11 protein-coding genes and 2 pseudogenes are annotated in these 16810 nt (G+C 61.9%); 9 read left to right on the top strand and 4 right to left on the bottom strand.

Features of this window, described 5'->3' with window-relative positions; all coding sequences use genetic code 11:
• Positions 1 to 50 precede the first annotated feature (50 nt).
• Positions 51 to 1667 carry a bifunctional phosphoribosylaminoimidazolecarboxamide formyltransferase/IMP cyclohydrolase gene (purH, locus tag ABIN98_RS18875; RefSeq protein WP_346912104.1) on the top strand — a complete coding sequence of 539 codons (1617 nt, stop codon included), beginning with the start codon at positions 51 to 53 and terminating at the stop codon, positions 1665 to 1667.
• Between the two features lie 42 nt (positions 1668 to 1709).
• Here the strand turns inward: purH and ABIN98_RS18870 are convergent, their stop codons facing one another.
• Together ABIN98_RS18870 and ABIN98_RS18865 are read right to left on the bottom strand one after the other, a co-directional pair.
• Positions 1710 to 3077: an MFS transporter gene (locus ABIN98_RS18870; protein ID WP_346912103.1), complete on the bottom strand. Its 1368-nt coding sequence runs from the start codon at positions 3075 to 3077 to the stop codon at positions 1710 to 1712.
• Between the two features lie 57 nt (positions 3078 to 3134).
• A pseudogene (locus ABIN98_RS18865) lies at positions 3135 to 7941 on the bottom strand (NAD-glutamate dehydrogenase).
• Positions 7942 to 8037: 96 nt separating this feature from the next.
• On the opposite strand from ABIN98_RS18865, the pseudogene ABIN98_RS18860 reads away from it, so the two are divergent.
• The 4 genes and pseudogenes from ABIN98_RS18860 (at position 8038) to ABIN98_RS18845 (ending at position 11520) form a co-directional block, all read left to right on the top strand.
• A pseudogene (locus ABIN98_RS18860) lies at positions 8038 to 8608 on the top strand (peroxidase-related enzyme).
• Positions 8609 to 8700: 92 nt separating this feature from the next.
• Positions 8701 to 9651, top strand: a complete 951-nt coding sequence (gene argC, locus ABIN98_RS18855) for an N-acetyl-gamma-glutamyl-phosphate reductase (RefSeq protein ID WP_346912101.1) — start codon at positions 8701 to 8703, stop codon at positions 9649 to 9651.
• Positions 9652 to 9699: 48 nt separating this feature from the next.
• Entirely contained in the window at positions 9700 to 10305 is a 606-nt protein-coding gene (gene leuD, locus ABIN98_RS18850) for a 3-isopropylmalate dehydratase small subunit (RefSeq protein WP_346912100.1), read from the top strand.
• 342 nt (positions 10306 to 10647) lie between these two features.
• Positions 10648 to 11520 (top strand): protein-methionine-sulfoxide reductase heme-binding subunit MsrQ, encoded by an 873-nt coding sequence (locus ABIN98_RS18845; protein WP_346912099.1) that lies wholly within the window; start codon positions 10648 to 10650, stop codon positions 11518 to 11520.
• A 31-nt stretch (positions 11521 to 11551) separates the two neighbouring features.
• On the opposite strand, the gene ABIN98_RS18840 is transcribed toward ABIN98_RS18845, so the two are convergent.
• Both ABIN98_RS18840 and ABIN98_RS18835 read right to left on the bottom strand, forming a co-directional pair.
• Positions 11552 to 12016 carry a cyclic nucleotide-binding domain-containing protein gene (locus ABIN98_RS18840; protein ID WP_346912098.1) on the bottom strand — a complete coding sequence of 155 codons (465 nt, stop codon included), beginning with the start codon at positions 12014 to 12016 and terminating at the stop codon, positions 11552 to 11554.
• 67 nt (positions 12017 to 12083) lie between these two features.
• Positions 12084 to 12767: a response regulator transcription factor gene (locus tag ABIN98_RS18835; RefSeq protein ID WP_190291169.1), complete on the bottom strand. Its 684-nt coding sequence runs from the start codon at positions 12765 to 12767 to the stop codon at positions 12084 to 12086.
• Positions 12768 to 12969: 202 nt separating this feature from the next.
• On the opposite strand from ABIN98_RS18835, the gene ABIN98_RS18830 reads away from it, so the two are divergent.
• The 4 genes from ABIN98_RS18830 (at position 12970) to mtaB (ending at position 16787) form a co-directional block, all read left to right on the top strand.
• Positions 12970 to 13497, top strand: a complete 528-nt coding sequence (locus tag ABIN98_RS18830; protein ID WP_346912097.1) for a L,D-transpeptidase family protein — start codon at positions 12970 to 12972, stop codon at positions 13495 to 13497.
• Between the two features lie 99 nt (positions 13498 to 13596).
• Positions 13597 to 14490, top strand: coding sequence for a neutral zinc metallopeptidase (locus tag ABIN98_RS18825; RefSeq protein ID WP_346912096.1), 894 nt, complete (start codon positions 13597 to 13599; stop codon positions 14488 to 14490).
• A 153-nt stretch (positions 14491 to 14643) separates the two neighbouring features.
• A complete protein-coding gene (gene dapF / locus ABIN98_RS18820) occupies positions 14644 to 15522 on the top strand; it encodes a diaminopimelate epimerase (protein ID WP_346912095.1) in 879 nt (292 codons plus the stop codon).
• On the top strand, positions 15519 to 16787 hold the full coding sequence (gene mtaB / locus ABIN98_RS18815; RefSeq protein ID WP_346912094.1) for a tRNA (N(6)-L-threonylcarbamoyladenosine(37)-C(2))-methylthiotransferase MtaB: 1269 nt from the start codon (positions 15519 to 15521) through the stop codon (positions 16785 to 16787). The genes dapF and mtaB overlap by 4 nt, the downstream gene beginning before the upstream one ends.
• The last annotated feature ends 23 nt before the right edge of the window (positions 16788 to 16810 follow it).

Genomic DNA, 16810 nt, shown 5'->3' with positions numbered 1-16810 from the left:
CCGGCTTTCGTGATAGGGCGACGCCAAATCCCACATCACGAGGCAAATCGATGGCCATTGTTTCCAAAAGCGTCCCCGTTCCGCCGCTCGTTCCCGTCAAGCGCGCGCTTCTTTCCGTTTTCGATAAGACCGGGCTGATCGATTTCGCCAAGGCGCTTGCGGACCGGGGCGTGGAACTGGTCTCAACCGGGGGCTCCTACAAGGCGCTGAAGGATGCCGGTCTTGCCGTCCTCGACATTTCCGAGGTCACCGGCTTTCCGGAAATCATGGACGGCCGGGTGAAGACGCTGCATCCGGCCGTTCACGGCGGCCTGCTCTCGATCCGCGACGACGCCGACCACCAGAAGGCCATGGCCGACCACGGCATCACCGGCATCGACCTGTTCTGCGGCAATCTCTATCCGTTCGAGGATGTCGTCGCCAAGGGTGCGGATTATGCCACCGGCATCGAGAATATCGACATCGGCGGCCCGGCCATGACCCGCGCGGCCGCCAAGAACCACGCCTATGTCACGGTCGTGACCGACCCGGCCGATTATGACGAGGTGATCGCCGAACTGGACAAGAACGGCGGCCAATCGCCCATCGAGCTGCGCAAGAAGCTCGCCCTGAAGGCCTTCGCACGGACCGCAGCCTATGACGCGGCCGTCTCCAACTGGATGGCCGATCAGCTCGGCGAGGAAACGCCGTCCTACCGTGCCGTCGGCGGCAAGCTCGCCGAAGTCATGCGCTACGGCGAGAACCCGCACCAGACCGCCGGTTTCTACAAGACCGGCGAAGAGCGTCCGGGCGTCGCGACTGCCCGCCAGATCCAGGGCAAGACGCTTTCCTACAACAACATCAACGACACCGACGCCGCCTTCGAGCTTGTCAGCGAATTCGATCCGTCGCGCACCGCCGCCGTTGCCATCATCAAGCACGCCAACCCCTGCGGTGTCGCCGAAGCGGCAACGCTCCGGCAAGCCTACGAACTGGCCCTGCGCTGCGATCCGGTTTCCGCCTTCGGCGGCATCGTCGCCCTGAACAAGACCCTGGATGCCACCGCGGCCGAGGAAATCGTCAAGATCTTCACCGAGGTGATCATCGCGCCGGATGCCGATGAAGCAGCCCAGGAAATCATCGCTTCCAAGAAGAACCTGCGCCTGCTGCTCACCGGCGGCCTGGCCGATCCGCGCGCCAAGGGTCTGTTCGTCAAGTCGGTCGCCGGCGGCCTGCTCGCCCAGTCCCGCGACAATGGCGTCGTCGATGATCTGGATCTCAAGGTGGTGACCAAGCGCGCACCGAGCGACCAGGAACTGGCCGACCTGAAATTCGCCTTCCGCGTCGCCAAGCACGTCAAGTCCAACGCCATCGTCTATGCAAAAGACGGCGCCACGGTCGGCGTCGGTGCCGGCCAGATGAGCCGGGTCGATTCCGCGCGTATCGCCGCCCGAAAGGCGCTCGACGCAACGGAGGCGGCCGGCCTGTCCGAAGCCCTCACCAAGGGCTGCGTGGTTGCCTCCGACGCCTTCTTCCCCTTTGCGGATGGATTGCTGTCAGCCGCCGAAGCCGGCGCCACGGCGGTCATCCAGCCGGGCGGCTCCATGCGCGACGACGAAGTTATCGCGGCAGCCGACGAGGCGGGTCTGGCCATGGTGCTCACCGGCATGCGCCACTTCCGCCACTGATCACGCGCGAAGTTTTTCGAATATAAACCGCGCCGTCTGATCTCAGGCGGCGCGGTTTTCCTTTGTCAGGAAGAGCAGATAGCCGCCGACGGCGAAGAACCCCAGGATGACGGACATGCCCGCCGCCTGGCTGCCGCTCCACGCGGTCATCAGGCTGACCGACAACGGCGCCATGAAACTGGTCACCTTGCCCGACAGGGCAAGCAGACCGAAGAACTGCGTCATCTGTTCCTTCGGCGCGATTGCGACCAGTAGGCTGCGCGAGGCCGCCTGAAGCGGGCCGGCCGCAGCCCCGATCAGGGCACCAAGCCCCATAAACAACTGCTCGGGTAAGGAACTGAACAGACTGCCCGGCGCGCCGGGTGTCGCCGGTATCACGAACAGCACGGTGTCCCGGTCGATTGAGATCAGACCCAGGCCGGAGATGATCAGGATGCCCAGCGCGCCGAAGAGAACCGTTTTCGGGCCATAGGTGTCATCCAGGCGCCCGCCGACGACTGCGCCGATCGTTCCCGTGATCGTCAGCAGAATGCCGAAACTGCCGATCTGGATCGACCCCCAGCCAAGCTGGCCGGCGGCATATATCCCGCCAAAGGCAAAAAGCGCGACCAGTCCGTCCTTGTAGATCATGTTGGCGATCAGGAACGTGAACAGCGCCTTGTTCGACCGCGCCTTCCGGAAGGTCGTTGCCAGATTGCCAAGACCGGCGCGCACGGCCGGTGCGAGCCGCGCCTTTTTCGGAGCATCCGGCACGAACAGGAACAACGGCAATACGAACACAAGATACCAGAGCCCGGAGAACGGACCTGCTGCCCGGTCGCCCTCCCGGGTGACCGGATCAAGCCCGAACAGGGGATCCAGTCCGAGAAGCGTATGTCCGGTTTCCGGATTGGCCGCCAGGAAGCCGAGCGCAATGACGAGGCTCACCAAACCGCCCGCATAGCCCGTCGCCCAGCCGGCGCCGGACAGACGTCCGATCCGCTCCGGCGGCACCAGGTCGGGCATCATGGCGTTGTTGAAGACGGTCGCGAACTCGATCGACAAGGTGGCGATGGCAAATGCAACGAGCGCGGTCGTAACACCCGACGGCTCGCCCGGTGCGGCCTGCCACAACATCATGCAGGCCATGACGAAGGGGACGGAAAACGCAAAAATCCAGGGCTTCCGGTGTCCGGTCGCATCGGCGACAGACCCGAGGACCGGCGCCAGGATCGCAATGGCGAGACCGGCGGCGGCCGTCGCATAGCCCCACAACGTCTGGCCCTCGGCCGGAGTCGCCGCCAGCGCGGACGCGAAATAAGGCGCGAACACAAAAGTCGTGACCAGCGTGAAAAACGGCTGCCCGGCCCAGTCGAACAGCGCCCAGGAGACAACGGCGAGGCGTCCTGCCCCTTTGCCCGTGATAGTCATAATTCAAACCTTCGGCAGGAAAAGGCCGGCATTGCCGGCCTCTTGAAGCGGATCGCCCTACTTGGACACCTCGGCCAGAAGGCTTGCGGCGACGGAGAATTTCGACACGGTCAGATCGCCGTCCAGGATTTCGTTGACGGTCCGGATGGTCCGCTCGACGACTTTCTCATGGGTCGAAAGCCAGGTCTCGAAACCGCCTGCGGAAATCGCCTGAACCGCCAGATCCCGATGCGCAAAGCCCAGCGCGGACCGGGCCCGGTCGAGGGCAAGACCGTCGTAGTAATCATTCAGCAGGAGATTGCGGGCGAGGGAATGCATGTCCTCGATATGGAAGAATTCCGCGACCTCGAAAAAGGCCTTGGCGGCAACATCGAGCGCCGCCTCGGTTTCTTCCGCCACCATGATGATGTCCGGAATGGCGATTTCGACCGGCTGCCAGCCGATCCTCTGCGCAAGGGGTTCCGGAACCCCGGCTTCCTGATACCGCTGGGCTTCCGCATCGAGCCCTTCAGCCAGAGTGCCGCTAACCGCCGTCTTCAACCGGGGCCGCAGATCGGCAATCCCGCGGCTGAAGCGGTCGACGACATCGGCCATACCCTGCTCGAACGACACATGGCGCTTGAACCAGATCACCCGTTCCAGAAGGAGATCCTGCACCTTGGCATAGAGCTCAAGCTGCAGAGATCCGTCGATTTTCGTGTCCAGCGCATCGATCTGGTTGTTGAGATCCGTTAGATCGAAGCTGTTGCGGACGGCGACAAAACAGTTGGCGATGTCCTGCGTCGTTGCCCCCGTCTGATCCTTGAGCCGGGTGAGAAAGGTCGGGCCGCCCCGATTGACCATCGAGTTGGCAAGCATGGTGGCGATGATTTCCCGCCGCAGCCGATGGCCCTTGATCTCGTCGCAATAAGATTCCGCCATCTCGTCCGGGAAATAACGGAACAGCTCCCGCCCCAGATAATCATCGTCGGGAACGGTGCTTTCCAGCAATTCGTCGAAAAGCGGGATCTTCGCATAGGCGAGCAGAACACCCAGTTCGGCGCGGGTGAGCGTCTGGCCGCTCTTCGCCATTTCCGCCAGGGTCGCCTCGTCCGGCAGCTGTTCCACCTGACGATCCAGATGCCCGGCCTGCTCGAGCCGGCGCATCATGCGCACCTGGAAGCCGAAGTCTTCCGTTCCGCGCCGTTCGGTCATCGAAATGGCAAGCGTCTGCAGATAATTGTTTCGCAGAACCAGGTCGGCGACCTCGTCGGTCATGTGCGCGAGCAGCGTGTTGCGCTCGTCGATCGTCAGCTTGCCGGCCTTCACCGCCGCACCCAGCGCGATCTTGATATTGACCTCCATGTCGGAGGAGTTCACGCCGGCCGAGTTGTCGATGGCGTCAGAGTTGCAGCGCCCGCCCTTTCGGTGGAATTCGATACGCGCCAGCTGGGTGAGGCCCAGATTGGCGCCTTCGCCGATCACCTTGGCCCCGACATCCGGCGCCGTGATCCGGATCGGATCATTGGCCCGGTCGCCCGCATCCGCGTCCGTCTCGGTTGTCGCACGGATATAGGTGCCGATCCCTCCGAACCAAAGGAGATCCACCTTCAGACGCAAGATCGCCGACATGACCTCCTGCGGCGTGGCCTTGGCCCGGGCGATACCGAGCAATTCCTGAGCCTCGCGCGAAAGATCGATCGACTTGGCGGAGCGGGAAAACACCCCGCCGCCCTTTGAAATCAGCGACGTGTCATAGTCCTGCCAGGACGACCGGCCCATATCGAACAGGCGCTTGCGTTCCACCCAGGTTGTCGCGGGGTCCGGATCCGGGTCGATGAAGATATCCCGGTGATCGAAGGCCGCCACCAGCCGGGTGACCTTGGACAGGAGCATGCCGTTGCCGAAGACATCGCCGGACATGTCGCCGACGCCGGCCGCCGTGAACGGTTCGGTCTGGATGTCGCGGTCCATTTCACGGAAATGCCGCTTGACCGCTTCCCAGGCGCCGCGGGCAGTAATGCCCATCTTCTTGTGGTCGTAGCCGGCCGATCCGCCAGAGGCAAAGGCATCGCCGAGCCAGAAATCGCGGCCTTCCGAAATCCCGTTGGCCGTATCGGAGAAGGTGGCCGTACCCTTGTCGGCGGCAACGACGAGATAAGGATCGTCATCGTCGTAGCGCTGAACGTCCTTGGGCGGCACAACCTTGTCGTCGACCAGGTTGTCGGTGACGTCGAGCAGCGCGTTGATGAAGGTCTTGTAGCTTTCGGTGCCTTCCTTGAAGACGGCCTCCCGGTCGCCGCCTTCCGGAAGGTGCTTGGGCACGAAACCGCCCTTCGCGCCCACAGGCACGATCACCGCGTTCTTCACCTGCTGCGCCTTCACCAGGCCGAGCACTTCGGTGCGGAAATCCTGGGGCCGGTCGGACCAGCGCAATCCGCCGCGGGCAACCCGTCCGAACCGCAGATGCACGCCTTCCACACGGGGGCTGTAGACGAAGATTTCCCGGAACGGGGCGCGGCTGCGGCAGATCGATGATCTTGCGCGAATCCACCTTGAAGGCGAAGGTCGGCTTCGGTTGGCCCTCCGCATCCAGCTGGTAGAAATTCGTGCGCAGGATCGAATCGATCGCGTTCTGGAACCGGCGCAGGATCCGGTCGTCATCCAGGCTGGAGACCGCTTCCAGCGCATTGTTGATGTCGCTTTCGAGGCGTGCGGTGCCGAGCGTGCGGTCGTCGCCGTTCGTCGACGGGGTGAAGCGCAGATGAAACAGCTCGACCAGTTTGGAAGCGATATCCGGATAATTGTTGAGCGTGGTCCACATGTAGTCTTCGGAAAACCGGACACCCGCCTGCCGCAGGTATTTGGACAGCGCGCGCACCACGGCGATATCCCGCCAGGCGAGATCCGCGGACAGAACGAGGCCGTTGTAGCCGTCGTTTTCGGCCCGGTTCTGCCAGACGGCCATGAACAGGCGCTCCAGGCGTTCCTTCAGATCGGCGTTTAAGTCGATCTCTCCGCCACGGCTTGCCTCAAGCGTCATCTCGTGCAGATAGGAAAGGGTCCGGCCGGTCGGCGTGATCCGGTAGGTCCGCTCGTTGATGACCTTGAAACCCATGTTTTCCAGAAGCGGCACACGGGCCGAAAGCGGGATCGGCGCACCCTGGTGATAGACCTTGAGCGAGAGCCTTGTGTCCTTGTCACCTTGATTGCGGAAGAAGGTCACCGCCGTATTGCGCTCTTCCGACAGGGCCTCGACCTTGACCACATCCGACAGGGCGCTTTCGGAGTTGTAGACCTCCTTGTAGCCGCCATGGAAGGCAAGCGCATAGCGTTCGGCCAGATGCCGGGCCGTGACCGGATCGAACCGGGCCCGCATCGCATCGCGCAGGCTGTCCGGCCAGGTCCGGATCAGATCGGCGACCGCGCGTTCCAGCTCCTCCTGGGGCGGCGTCGGCGTCTTGCCCTTGTCGCGGCCGATGATGAAATGCACCCGCGCCAACGGACCTTCCAGATAGGTCACGTACCAGGCTGACAACCGGCCCTCGTAGACCCCGGACAGATAGGTGCTGATATTGAGACGCACTTCGGTGGTGTAGCGGTCGCGCGGCACGAAGCAGAGGATCGAGACATAGCGGTCGAACTTGTCGGCGCGCGGCAGGACCCGGACCCTGGGACGTTCGTCGAGCTGCAGGATCGCAATTGCGAAGTCGAACAGGGTGTCCTTGTCGATCTGGAACAGCTCATCGCGGGGAAAGCCTTCCATCACATTGATCAGCGCCCGCCCCGAATGGCTGTCCTGATCGTAGCCGGCGAGCGCCAGGACGCTGGCGACCTTCCGGCGCAGGAAGGGAATCGTGCCGGTCGGTTCCGTATAGGCCGTCGACGCGAACAGGCCGACAATGCGCAACTCACCGACCATGGTGCCGTCGTCATCGAAGATCTTCGCACCGACATAGTCCATGTGAACCCGGCGGTGCACCCGGCTCTTCACATTGGCCTTGGCAATGATCAGCGGTTCAGGCTTCAAAAGGAATTCACGGATTTCCGGCGTGATCTGAACGAATTCCGATCCCCGGCGCAGGACCCGAACATCCGGGTCGGCCAGAAGCCCTAAGCCCGTTCCCACATGGGGGGAAAGTTCACCTTCTTCCACACCGCCTTCGAACTTGTACTCGCGCATGCCAAGGAAGATGAAGTTGTTCTTCGCCATCCATTCCAGGAAGTGAATCGCCTCCCACATCTCGTCATTGCTGCCGGCAATACCCGTGGTCTTGTAGGTATCGATCGCCTCCGCGAGACGTTCCTGCATCGGCTTGAAATCGCGAACCGCGGACCGGACATCCTTGAGAACCTGGTTGAGCCGCTCTTCCAGTGCATCCCTTGCCTCTTCGGAATCCATGCGCGCCACATGGATATGAATGAGACTTTCCTGCCGGTCGGAGCGTTTCGCCTTCCGCTTCGGCGCGACGGCGGTTTCCAGCTTTCCCTTCTTGTTGCGCTCGACGATATAGGTCGGATGCAGCACCAGATGGACTTCAAGCCGGCTTTCCTGCAATTCGTCCATGACCGAATCGACCAGGAACGGCATGTTGTCGTTGACGACCTCGATGACGGTCAGTTCGCCGGCCTTATCGCCCGGTGCGTCGAAGTCGGGATTGGTTATGCTGACCCGATGGGTGCCGAGGTCGTGGGACTGGAAATCCCGCCACGCCAGGTGCGCGAATCCGCACAACTCCTCGCAGGTATAGGCAACAAGGTCTTCCGCGGCGCCTCGGGCAAAAAAGGCATCAGCGAAGTCGGCGAGCGCCTGATCTTCCTTGGCGAGAGAAGCATGAACTTTTTCAATGAGTTGTTTCTTCTCGGCTTCGCGCGACTCCGGCATTTCCAACCCTTTCGTATTTTTATCCCTTTCGGGACGCCCATGCTAACCTGATATGGTGAACCGAATTAAAACGACGTCTGCAACGGGGAGATAAACGTGACAGAAAAACCGACGGCTCTGGATATTGAGGCAACTGCACCGCTGAGCGAAAAGACACAGGCCCTACTTCGATCTATGCCAGGAAAAGCTCGGCCTGGTTCCGAATGTTCTGAAAGCCTATGCCTTCGACGAAGCGAAGCTCAGGGCCTTCACGGATATGTACAACGACCTCATGCTGGCGGAATGCGGACTGTCGAAACTCGAGCGTGAAATGATTGCCGTTGCGGTATCTTCCGTCAATCGTTGTTTTTATTGCCTGACCGCTCATGGTGCCGCCCGTCCGCGAACCTCTCCGGAGATCCGGTCCTCGGCGAACTCATGGTCATGAACTACCGGGTGGCCGATCTTTCCACGCGCCACCGTGCCATGCTCGATTTCGCTGTCAAGCTCACCGAAACGGCCCGCGGAAATTCTGGATGCCGACCGCCAGGGCCTGCGCGACGCAGGATTTACCGACCGGGACATCTTCGACATCGCCTCCGTCACCGCTTTCTTCAACATGACCAACCGGGTCGCCGCGGCAACCGACATGCGGCCCAATCATGAGTATCACTCAATGGCCCGTTGAGTTCGTGCACCCCTAATATCGGTGACATTTTCACCGATTGGGTGTATGAGGCACGGGTTTTCGCGAGAAACGCAGGAGAGGGAGCCGGGACGATGGTCGCGCGTGTATTCATTGATGGCGAAGCAGGTACGACGGGTTTGCAGATCCGTGAGCGCCTCGCCACGCGCCCGGACATCGAACTTCTGTCGATCCCGGACCACCTGCGCAAGGATTCGAGCGCCCGCGCGGATCTCCTGAATTCCGCCGATGCGGCCATCCTGTGCCTGCCGGATGACGCCGCTCGGGAAAGCGTGTCGATGATCGAAAGCGACACCACCCGGGTCATCGATGCCTCGTCCGCCCATCGGGTGGCAGAGGGCTGGACCTACGGCTTTGCTGAAATGGACAAGGACCAGACCGAAAAGATCAAGTCGGCCAAGCGGGTGACCAACCCCGGCTGCTGGCCCCAGGGTCTGATCGCCCTGGTGCGTCCTCTCATTGAGGCCGGTCTGCTGCCTGCGGACTACCCGCTGACCTATAACGGCATTTCCGGCTACTCCGGCGGCGGAAAGTCCATGATCGCCGACTATGAAGCGGCCGGCACCGGCGCGAACATGTTCGCGCCTTACGGGCTGACCTTCAATCACAAGCATCTGCCGGAAATGCAGCGTTATTCCGCGCTGACGTCCACGCCTTTGTTCACCCCCTCGGTGGGCAACTACTACAAGGGCATGCTGACCTGCGTGCCGCTACAGCTGTCGACGCTTCCCAAGGTGCCGACCGGCGCCGACCTGCATGCGGCCATCGCCGACCATTTCGCCGGCATCTCCGGCGGCTTTGTCGAACTGGCGCCGCTGGCCCAGCTCGACCGGATGCCGGAGCTTGATCCCCAGGCGCTGAACGACACCAACAACATGCGCCTGCATGTCTTTGCCAATGACGCGCGCGCGCAGGCCTGCCTGATCGCCGTCTACGACAATCTCGGCAAGGGTGCCTCCGGTGCCGCCGTACAAAACCTCAACCTCATGCTGGGTGTCGACGAGGCCACCAGCCTGGCCGCCTGAGCGCAGGACCCGGCCGAACAACGACAAGAAACCACTGGAGTAATCGCCTTGGAAAAGTTCGAAACGCTGACCGGCGTCGCCGCACCGCTGCCGATCATCAACATCGACACGGACATGATCATTCCGAAGCAGTACCTGAAGACGATCAAGCGCACCGGCCTCGGCACCGCGCTGTTCAGCGAAATGCGATACAACGAGGACGGCTCGGAAAACCCGGATTTCGTGCTGAACAAGCCGGCCTACCGGGATGCCAAGATCCTGGTCGCCGGTGACAACTTCGGCTGCGGCTCCTCGCGCGAACACGCGCCGTGGGCACTGCTCGACTTCGGCATCCGCTGCGTGATCGCCACGTCCTTCGCCGACATCTTCTACAACAACTGCTTCAAGAACGGCATCCTGCCGATCCAGGTCTCTGAAGACGAGCTGGAAAAGCTCATGGATGACGCCTCGCGCGGATCCAACTCCACGATGACGGTCGACCTGGAAAACCAGGTGATCAAGGGACCGGACGGTGGCGAGATCTCGTTCGAACTCGATCCGTTCCGCAAGCATTGCCTCATCAACGGCCTGGACGATATCGGTCTGACCATGGAAAAGGCGCCGAAGATCGACGCTTACGAATCCAAGATGGCCGAAGCCCATCCCTGGGCCTGAGTAGAGACACAAAACCTGATTTCGTCATTGCACGGGTTAGGTGATTTACAAACTACCGCTCCCCTTGCTCCATTCTCCCCCCTTGAGGGGGAGATGTCCGTGAGAGCGGACAGAGGGGGGTGTTGGGCCTCGCGGCATATCGCGACGCCAGAGCGTGACGCTCGCATCGTTACCCCCCTCTGTCACCGGCGGTGACATCTCCCCCTCAAGGGGGGAGACGGGGTCTGTGCCTTTCCCAGTCTTTGATTTTTAAAGCTGCTTCAAGCTCCGAACACCGGATCCTCACCGAGGCTTGATCGTGCGTTAGGTGAAAATTCGCCCATTGCCCTCTAAATGCAGGACATGACAGCCGCTTCGATCCCATTCCGCCATGCGCCCTGGACCGACCGCAAAGGTCAGCTTTCGCCGTTGCGGCTCGTGGTCTTTATCGGCCTCTTCCTGCCCGCGATTGCAATCTTCGCCGATCTGGCCTTTGGCCCCATGCGTCCGGAACCCTTCGAATATGCCCTTCATGAAAGCGGCAAGTGGGTCGTTCGCTTCCTGTTGCTCTCCCTTGCCATCACGCCGTTCCGGCGCATCCTTGCCTGGAACAGGCTGATCGGCGTCCGGCGGATGATCGGTGTCTCCGTTCTCTGCTATGCACTGCTGCATCTCGGCTTCTATGCCGCCCAGGAAAACTGGCACCTCGGCAAGGTCGCCTCCGAAATCGTCCTGCGCATCTACCTGACCATCGGCTTTGCCGCCCTCCTTGGGCTGATCGCACTCGGCGCGACCTCCTTCGATGCGGCCGTGCGCAAGATGGGCCGCAACTGGACCCTCCTGCACAGGCTGACTTATGGGATCGGTGTGCTTGCCCTGATCCACTTCTTCCTGCAGGCAAAGTCGGACGTCACCGAGCCGACCCTGATGGCCGGACTGTTTATCCTGCTGATGAGCTACCGGGTCGCCAGCATTGCGAAACTGGATATTTCCCGCAGCTGGGTCCTCGCCCTGTGCGCTGCCATATCCGCCGCCCTGACCGCCGGTGTCGAATACACCTGGTACGCCCTTGCCACCGGCATTCCGCCCAAACTGGTTTTCCTGGCGAATTTCGACGTCGAAACGGCCATCCGCCCGGCCGTCTGGGTCGCGATTATCGGCGGTGTCGTTGCCCTGCTGCCGCTGCTGCGCCTGCTCTATACGGGCTTCGCCCAGCTTAGGCCGGTGAAAGCTTAAACAGACCATTTACGCCGGGATCGAGTGCAGCTTAGCTGTCTTTGGTGCCGCGCAGGCCGCGGGATTGGGAAATCTTTTCCAGATCCGCCATGCGTTCGCCGATCGGGGCGAGGGCACTGGCCGTCGTCTGGAATCGGGCGGCCTGGACTTCGAACAGGCGCCGGGCGAGTTCCGGAAATTCCATGATCATGCGCTTGAACAGGGCCCGGCGAATCCGGATGACGCGCACGTCGCCGATCGCCACCGCGCGGCACGGACGGATGGCATCCACCAGCAGGGCGCTTTCGCCGAGCAGGGTGCCGGGGCCGGCGACATCCACATCCTCGTAGGTCTTCTTGGCGCGCTTCTTCTGTAACGCAACCTCGCCGCTCGCGACCAGCAGGGCTCCGTCGGCCCGGTCGGCCTCGTCGAACAGCAACTGTCCGTCCCGGAAATCGGCACTTTCCGCGCTGAAGGCAAGCAGCCGCAATTGTTCGTCGGCAAAATCCGACAACATCGGGACTTTCTGTAATATCGCGATATCTTCAGCGAGACTCATGCCCCAGATTTACGACCTTTCGCGGTCAGGGCACAAGCTTATATCCACCGGCTTCTGTGACCAAAAGCTCCGCATTGGACGGATCACGTTCGATTTTCTGCCTGAGACGGTAGATATGTGTCTCCAGCGTGTGCGTGGTGACCCCGGAATTGTAGCCCCAGACTTCGTGCAGGAGAACATCCCGGGTGACCGGCTTTTCGCCTGCCCGGTAGAGGAATTTCAGGATCGAGGTTTCCTTTTCCGTCAGCCTGACCTTGGAACCCTTCTCGTCGAGCATGAGTTTCGCGGCGGGACGAAAGGAATAGCGGCCAATGGAAAAGGTCGCATCCTCGCTTTGCTCGTGCTGACGCAAATGCGCCCGGATCCGCGCGAGCAGCACCGCGAACTTGAACGGCTTCGGCACATAATCGTTGGCGCCGGCTTCCAGGCCGAGGATCGTGTCGGAATCCGTGTCGTGGCCGGTGAGCATGATCACCGGCGCCTTGAAGCCGTTCTTGCGCAGAAGCTTCACCGCTTCCCGGCCATCGATATCCGGCAGGCCGACGTCCATCAGCAACAGGTCGACATGCTCTTCCTTGGCCATGGCGATCCCGCTTGCGGCCGAATCGGCCTGGATCGTTTCGAATTCGTCGTAAAGCGACAGCTGTTCGACAAGCGCCTCGCGCAGTTCGGTATCATCGTCGACAATCAGTATCGTGCGCGCGGTCATCGCCTAAGTCCTCGCCAATCAAGCCTTTTTGCCCCGTAGCCGGCGGCAAGATAACACATGGGGTGTGCTGACGCCTTTGTGAAAGGGAATTTTTCGACAAACAAGCGTTTGCTCGTCAATTCTTGTTCACGCGGGCTTTAATCCCGGTTTATCAAGACTTTGCCTCAGACCTCGCGGCAACGAAAAACCGAAGGGCACAAACATGAAAAACGCGGCGCAATGCTTGGAAGTCCGCCAGTTGCCGTGGCTAAAGACCCGGGGCGTACTCACTCTCGGCGGGATCACGGTTCCGTGTGCGTTGGGGAGATCCGGCGTGACCCATGCAAAGCGCGAGGGCGACGGAGCAACGCCAACGGGCACCTTCGAGCTCATGAATGTTTACTATCGTGCCGATCGCCAGTCCCGTCCGCGCACCGCCTTGCCGATCGAAGCGCTGGAACGGCAAGACGGCTGGTGCGACGATCCCGGCCATCCGCGCTACAATCGTCCAGTGGAACTGCCGTTCGGCGCAAGCCACGAGAAGATGTGGCGGGACGACCGGCTCTACGACATCGTCGTCGTCCTCGATTGCAACATGTATCCGGCGGTCCCGGGCAGGGGCAGCGCCATCTTCTTTCACATCGCCCGCGAAGGCTACACACCGACCGAAGGCTGTGTCGCCGTTTCTCCCGCCCATATGAAGCTGATCCTGTCGAAGGTCCGTATCGGCGACGTCATGACGGTTTCCTGACCCGAAGCCGTCTCACGCTGCGTCTTTTTGAATTCAAGACACCCGACTTTCCTGCTATCCAGAACGGGCTCGACCCCGAAATGCAGGTGGAAAACGGATATGCGCTGGAAAGGCCGTCGCCAAAGCAGCAACATCGATGACCGGCGCGGCATGGGCGGTACGCCGCGCCTGCGGCTGCCGTCGGGGCGACGGGCCCGGGCTGGCGGCGGACTTGGACTGACCGGGATCCTGGTGGTTCTGGTCATTGCCTGGATCACCGGTATCAATCCGCTGACGCTGCTCGGCAGTCTCGATGGCGGCGGCTACGACAGCCCGTCCTATGACACCGGAACACGGCAGACACCGGCCAACGACGAAGGGGCTCAATTCGTTTCCGTCATTCTCGCCGATACCGAGACCACCTGGACTGACATCCTCGCCAGGCACAATGCGGACTATCCAGAGCCGACGCTGGTGCTCTTCTCCGGTTCGGCGCCGTCTGCCTGCGGCTATGCAAGTGCTGCCACCGGTCCGTTTTATTGCGGCGCCGACCGGAAGGTCTACATCGACCTGTCTTTCTACAAGCAGCTCGCCGGCCAGCTGAATGCGCCGGGAGACTTTGCCCGCGCCTATGTTCTGGCCCACGAGGTCGACCACCATATCCAGAACCTGCTCGGCATCCTGCCCGAATACCAGAAAGCCCGGCGCACCATGAGCGAACGCGAAGCCAATGCGCTTTCCGTCCGCGTCGAGTTGCAGGCCGACTGCTTCGCCGGGATCTGGGCGCACTTTGCCGCCCGCCAGAAGGGCTTCGTCGAAGAAGGCGACATCGAGGAGGCGCTGAATGCGGCAAGCCGCATCGGTGACGATACCCTGCAGAAACAGGCGCAGGGCTACGTGGTTCCCGACAGTTTCAACCACGGAACCTCCGCCCAGCGCGTCCGTTGGTTCAAACAGGGCTTCCAGACCGGCGACATCCGGTCGTGCGACACCTTCAACGCAAAGAGCCTTTGATCGAGGCTTTACCGCAATTCAACCTCGGTCGTGTCTGCTACTGGTAATTTGCCCGGCTTTCCGCCATATAGGGGAAGAAAGCCCGGTAAAGGGCCGAACCCCCTGATCTTTTGACGAAACGAAACCGACATGGCGCACAGGCCATTTTTGAAAATGAACGGTCTTGGCAACGACTTCCTGGTCTGGGATGCGCGTGACGAGCCGTTGCGCCTGACACCGGATGTCATCGCCGCGCTCGGCGACCGGAAAAGCGGGATCGGTTTCGACCAGATGATCACGGTGGAACGCTCGACCGCGGGCGTCGACGCCTTCATGCGGATCCACAATTGCGACGGCACTCAGGTGGATGCCTGCGGCAACGCCACCCGCTGCATCGGTCGTCTCCTGATGGAAGAAGCCGGCAAAGATGTTGCCTCCATCGAGACCAACGCCGGCCTGCTGCATGCCTTTGCAGGCCAATCGCCGCGTATGGTCACCGTTGACATGGGCAAGCCGCGGCTGAACTGGGACCAGATCCCATTGGCCGAGGAATTCGCCGACACGCGCGCCATCGAATTGCAGATCGGCCCGATCGACGAGCCGATCCTGCACACGCCGGCCGTCGTCAACATGGGCAATCCGCACGCGATCTTCTGGGTCGACGACATCGAAGCCTATGATCTCTCCCGGGTCGGCCCGCTTCTGGAACGGCATCCGATCTTCCCGGAAGGCGCCAATATCTCGCTCGCTCACGTCTTTGCCGAAAACCAGATCCGGGTGAAGGTCTGGGAACGTGGTGCCGGCCTGACCCGCGCCTGCGGCACGGCCGCCTGCGCCGTGGCGGTTGCGGCTGCGCGCGACGGCAAGGCCGGACGCAAGTCGACCATTCATCTGCCCGGCGGACCGCTGGAACTCGAATGGCGCGAAAGCGACGATCACGTCCTGATGACCGGGCCGACGGAAGTGGAATTCGAAGGCGACATCGACCTCGACACCCTTCAATGGACCAGGACCGCCTCGGGCGATCCGGCCGAAGGGGCCGCCGCCTCATGAGCATTGACGTCGTCACCTTTGGCTGCCGGCTGAATTCCTACGAATCCGAGGTCATGAAGCGCGAGGCGGAAGCCGCAGGACTGGAAGACGCGGTCCTGATCAACACCTGTGCGGTGACCAACGAGGCGGTACGTCAGGCCCGTCAGGCCGTGCGCAAGGCGCGCCGCGACAATCCGAACGCCCGCATCATCGTCACCGGCTGTGCCGCCCAGACGGAAACCGAGACCTTTTCCGAAATGGAAGAGGTCGATCTGGTGCTCGGCAACACGGAAAAGCTGGAACGCAACTCCTACGCCCAGGTCGCGAATTTCGGCATCGAGGCCACCGAAAAGGTCCGCGTCAACGACATCATGAGTGTCGAGGAAACCGCAGGCCACCTGATCGACGGGCTGGAAGGCCGCGCGCGCGCCTTCGTCCAGGTCCAGAACGGCTGCGACCACCGCTGCACCTTCTGCATCATTCCCTACGGCCGCGGCAATTCCCGGTCCGTGCCCATGGGCGTGGTGATCGATCAGATCCGGCGTCTGGTCGAAAACGGCTACAACGAAATCGTCCTCACCGGCGTCGACATCACCTCTTACGGCGCCGATCTGCCCGGCGCGCCGAAGCTCGGCACGCTGACGGCCAAGATCCTCAAGCTGGTCCCGGACCTGAAGCGCCTGCGCCTGTCCTCGATCGATTCCATCGAGGCCGACGAGGAACTGATGCGCGCGATTGCCGAGGAAGAGCGGCTGATGCCGCATTTCCATCTCTCGCTGCAGGCCGGCGACGACATGATCCTGAAGCGGATGAAGCGCCGCCACCTGCGTGCCGACACGATCCGCTTCTGCGAAGACGTGCGCCGCATGCGCCCGGACGTGGTCTTCGGCGCCGATATCATCGCCGGCTTTCCGACCGAGACCGAAGAGATGTTCGAAAACTCTCTGCGGATCGTCGACGAGTGCGGCCTGACCCATTTGCATGTGTTTCCCTTTTCGCCGCGCCCCGGCACGCCGGCGGCCCGCATGCCGCAGCTGCCGCGCCAGCTGGTCAAGGAACGCGGCGCCCGGCTCCGGGCAAAGGGCGAAGAGGTCCTGGGCCTCCATCTGGCGGGCGAAGTCGGCAAGATCCGGCCGGTCCTGATCGAGAAGGAAGGCCTGGGCCGGACCGAACAATTCACACAAGTGGAACTTTCCGGCGGCAGTGCCGGTGACATCCTGACCACCCGGATTACCGGACATACCGGCCGCCATCTCCTGGGCAAGGTCCTTTCCAGGGCGGCCTGACGGCTCAAACAGATCAAGGCGGG

This window comes from uncultured Roseibium sp. (assembly GCF_963675095.2).
GTDB lineage: Bacteria > Pseudomonadota > Alphaproteobacteria > Rhizobiales > Stappiaceae > Roseibium.
Note: the sequence above shows the minus strand (reverse complement) of the source record. Positions and strands in the feature narration are given on the sequence as shown.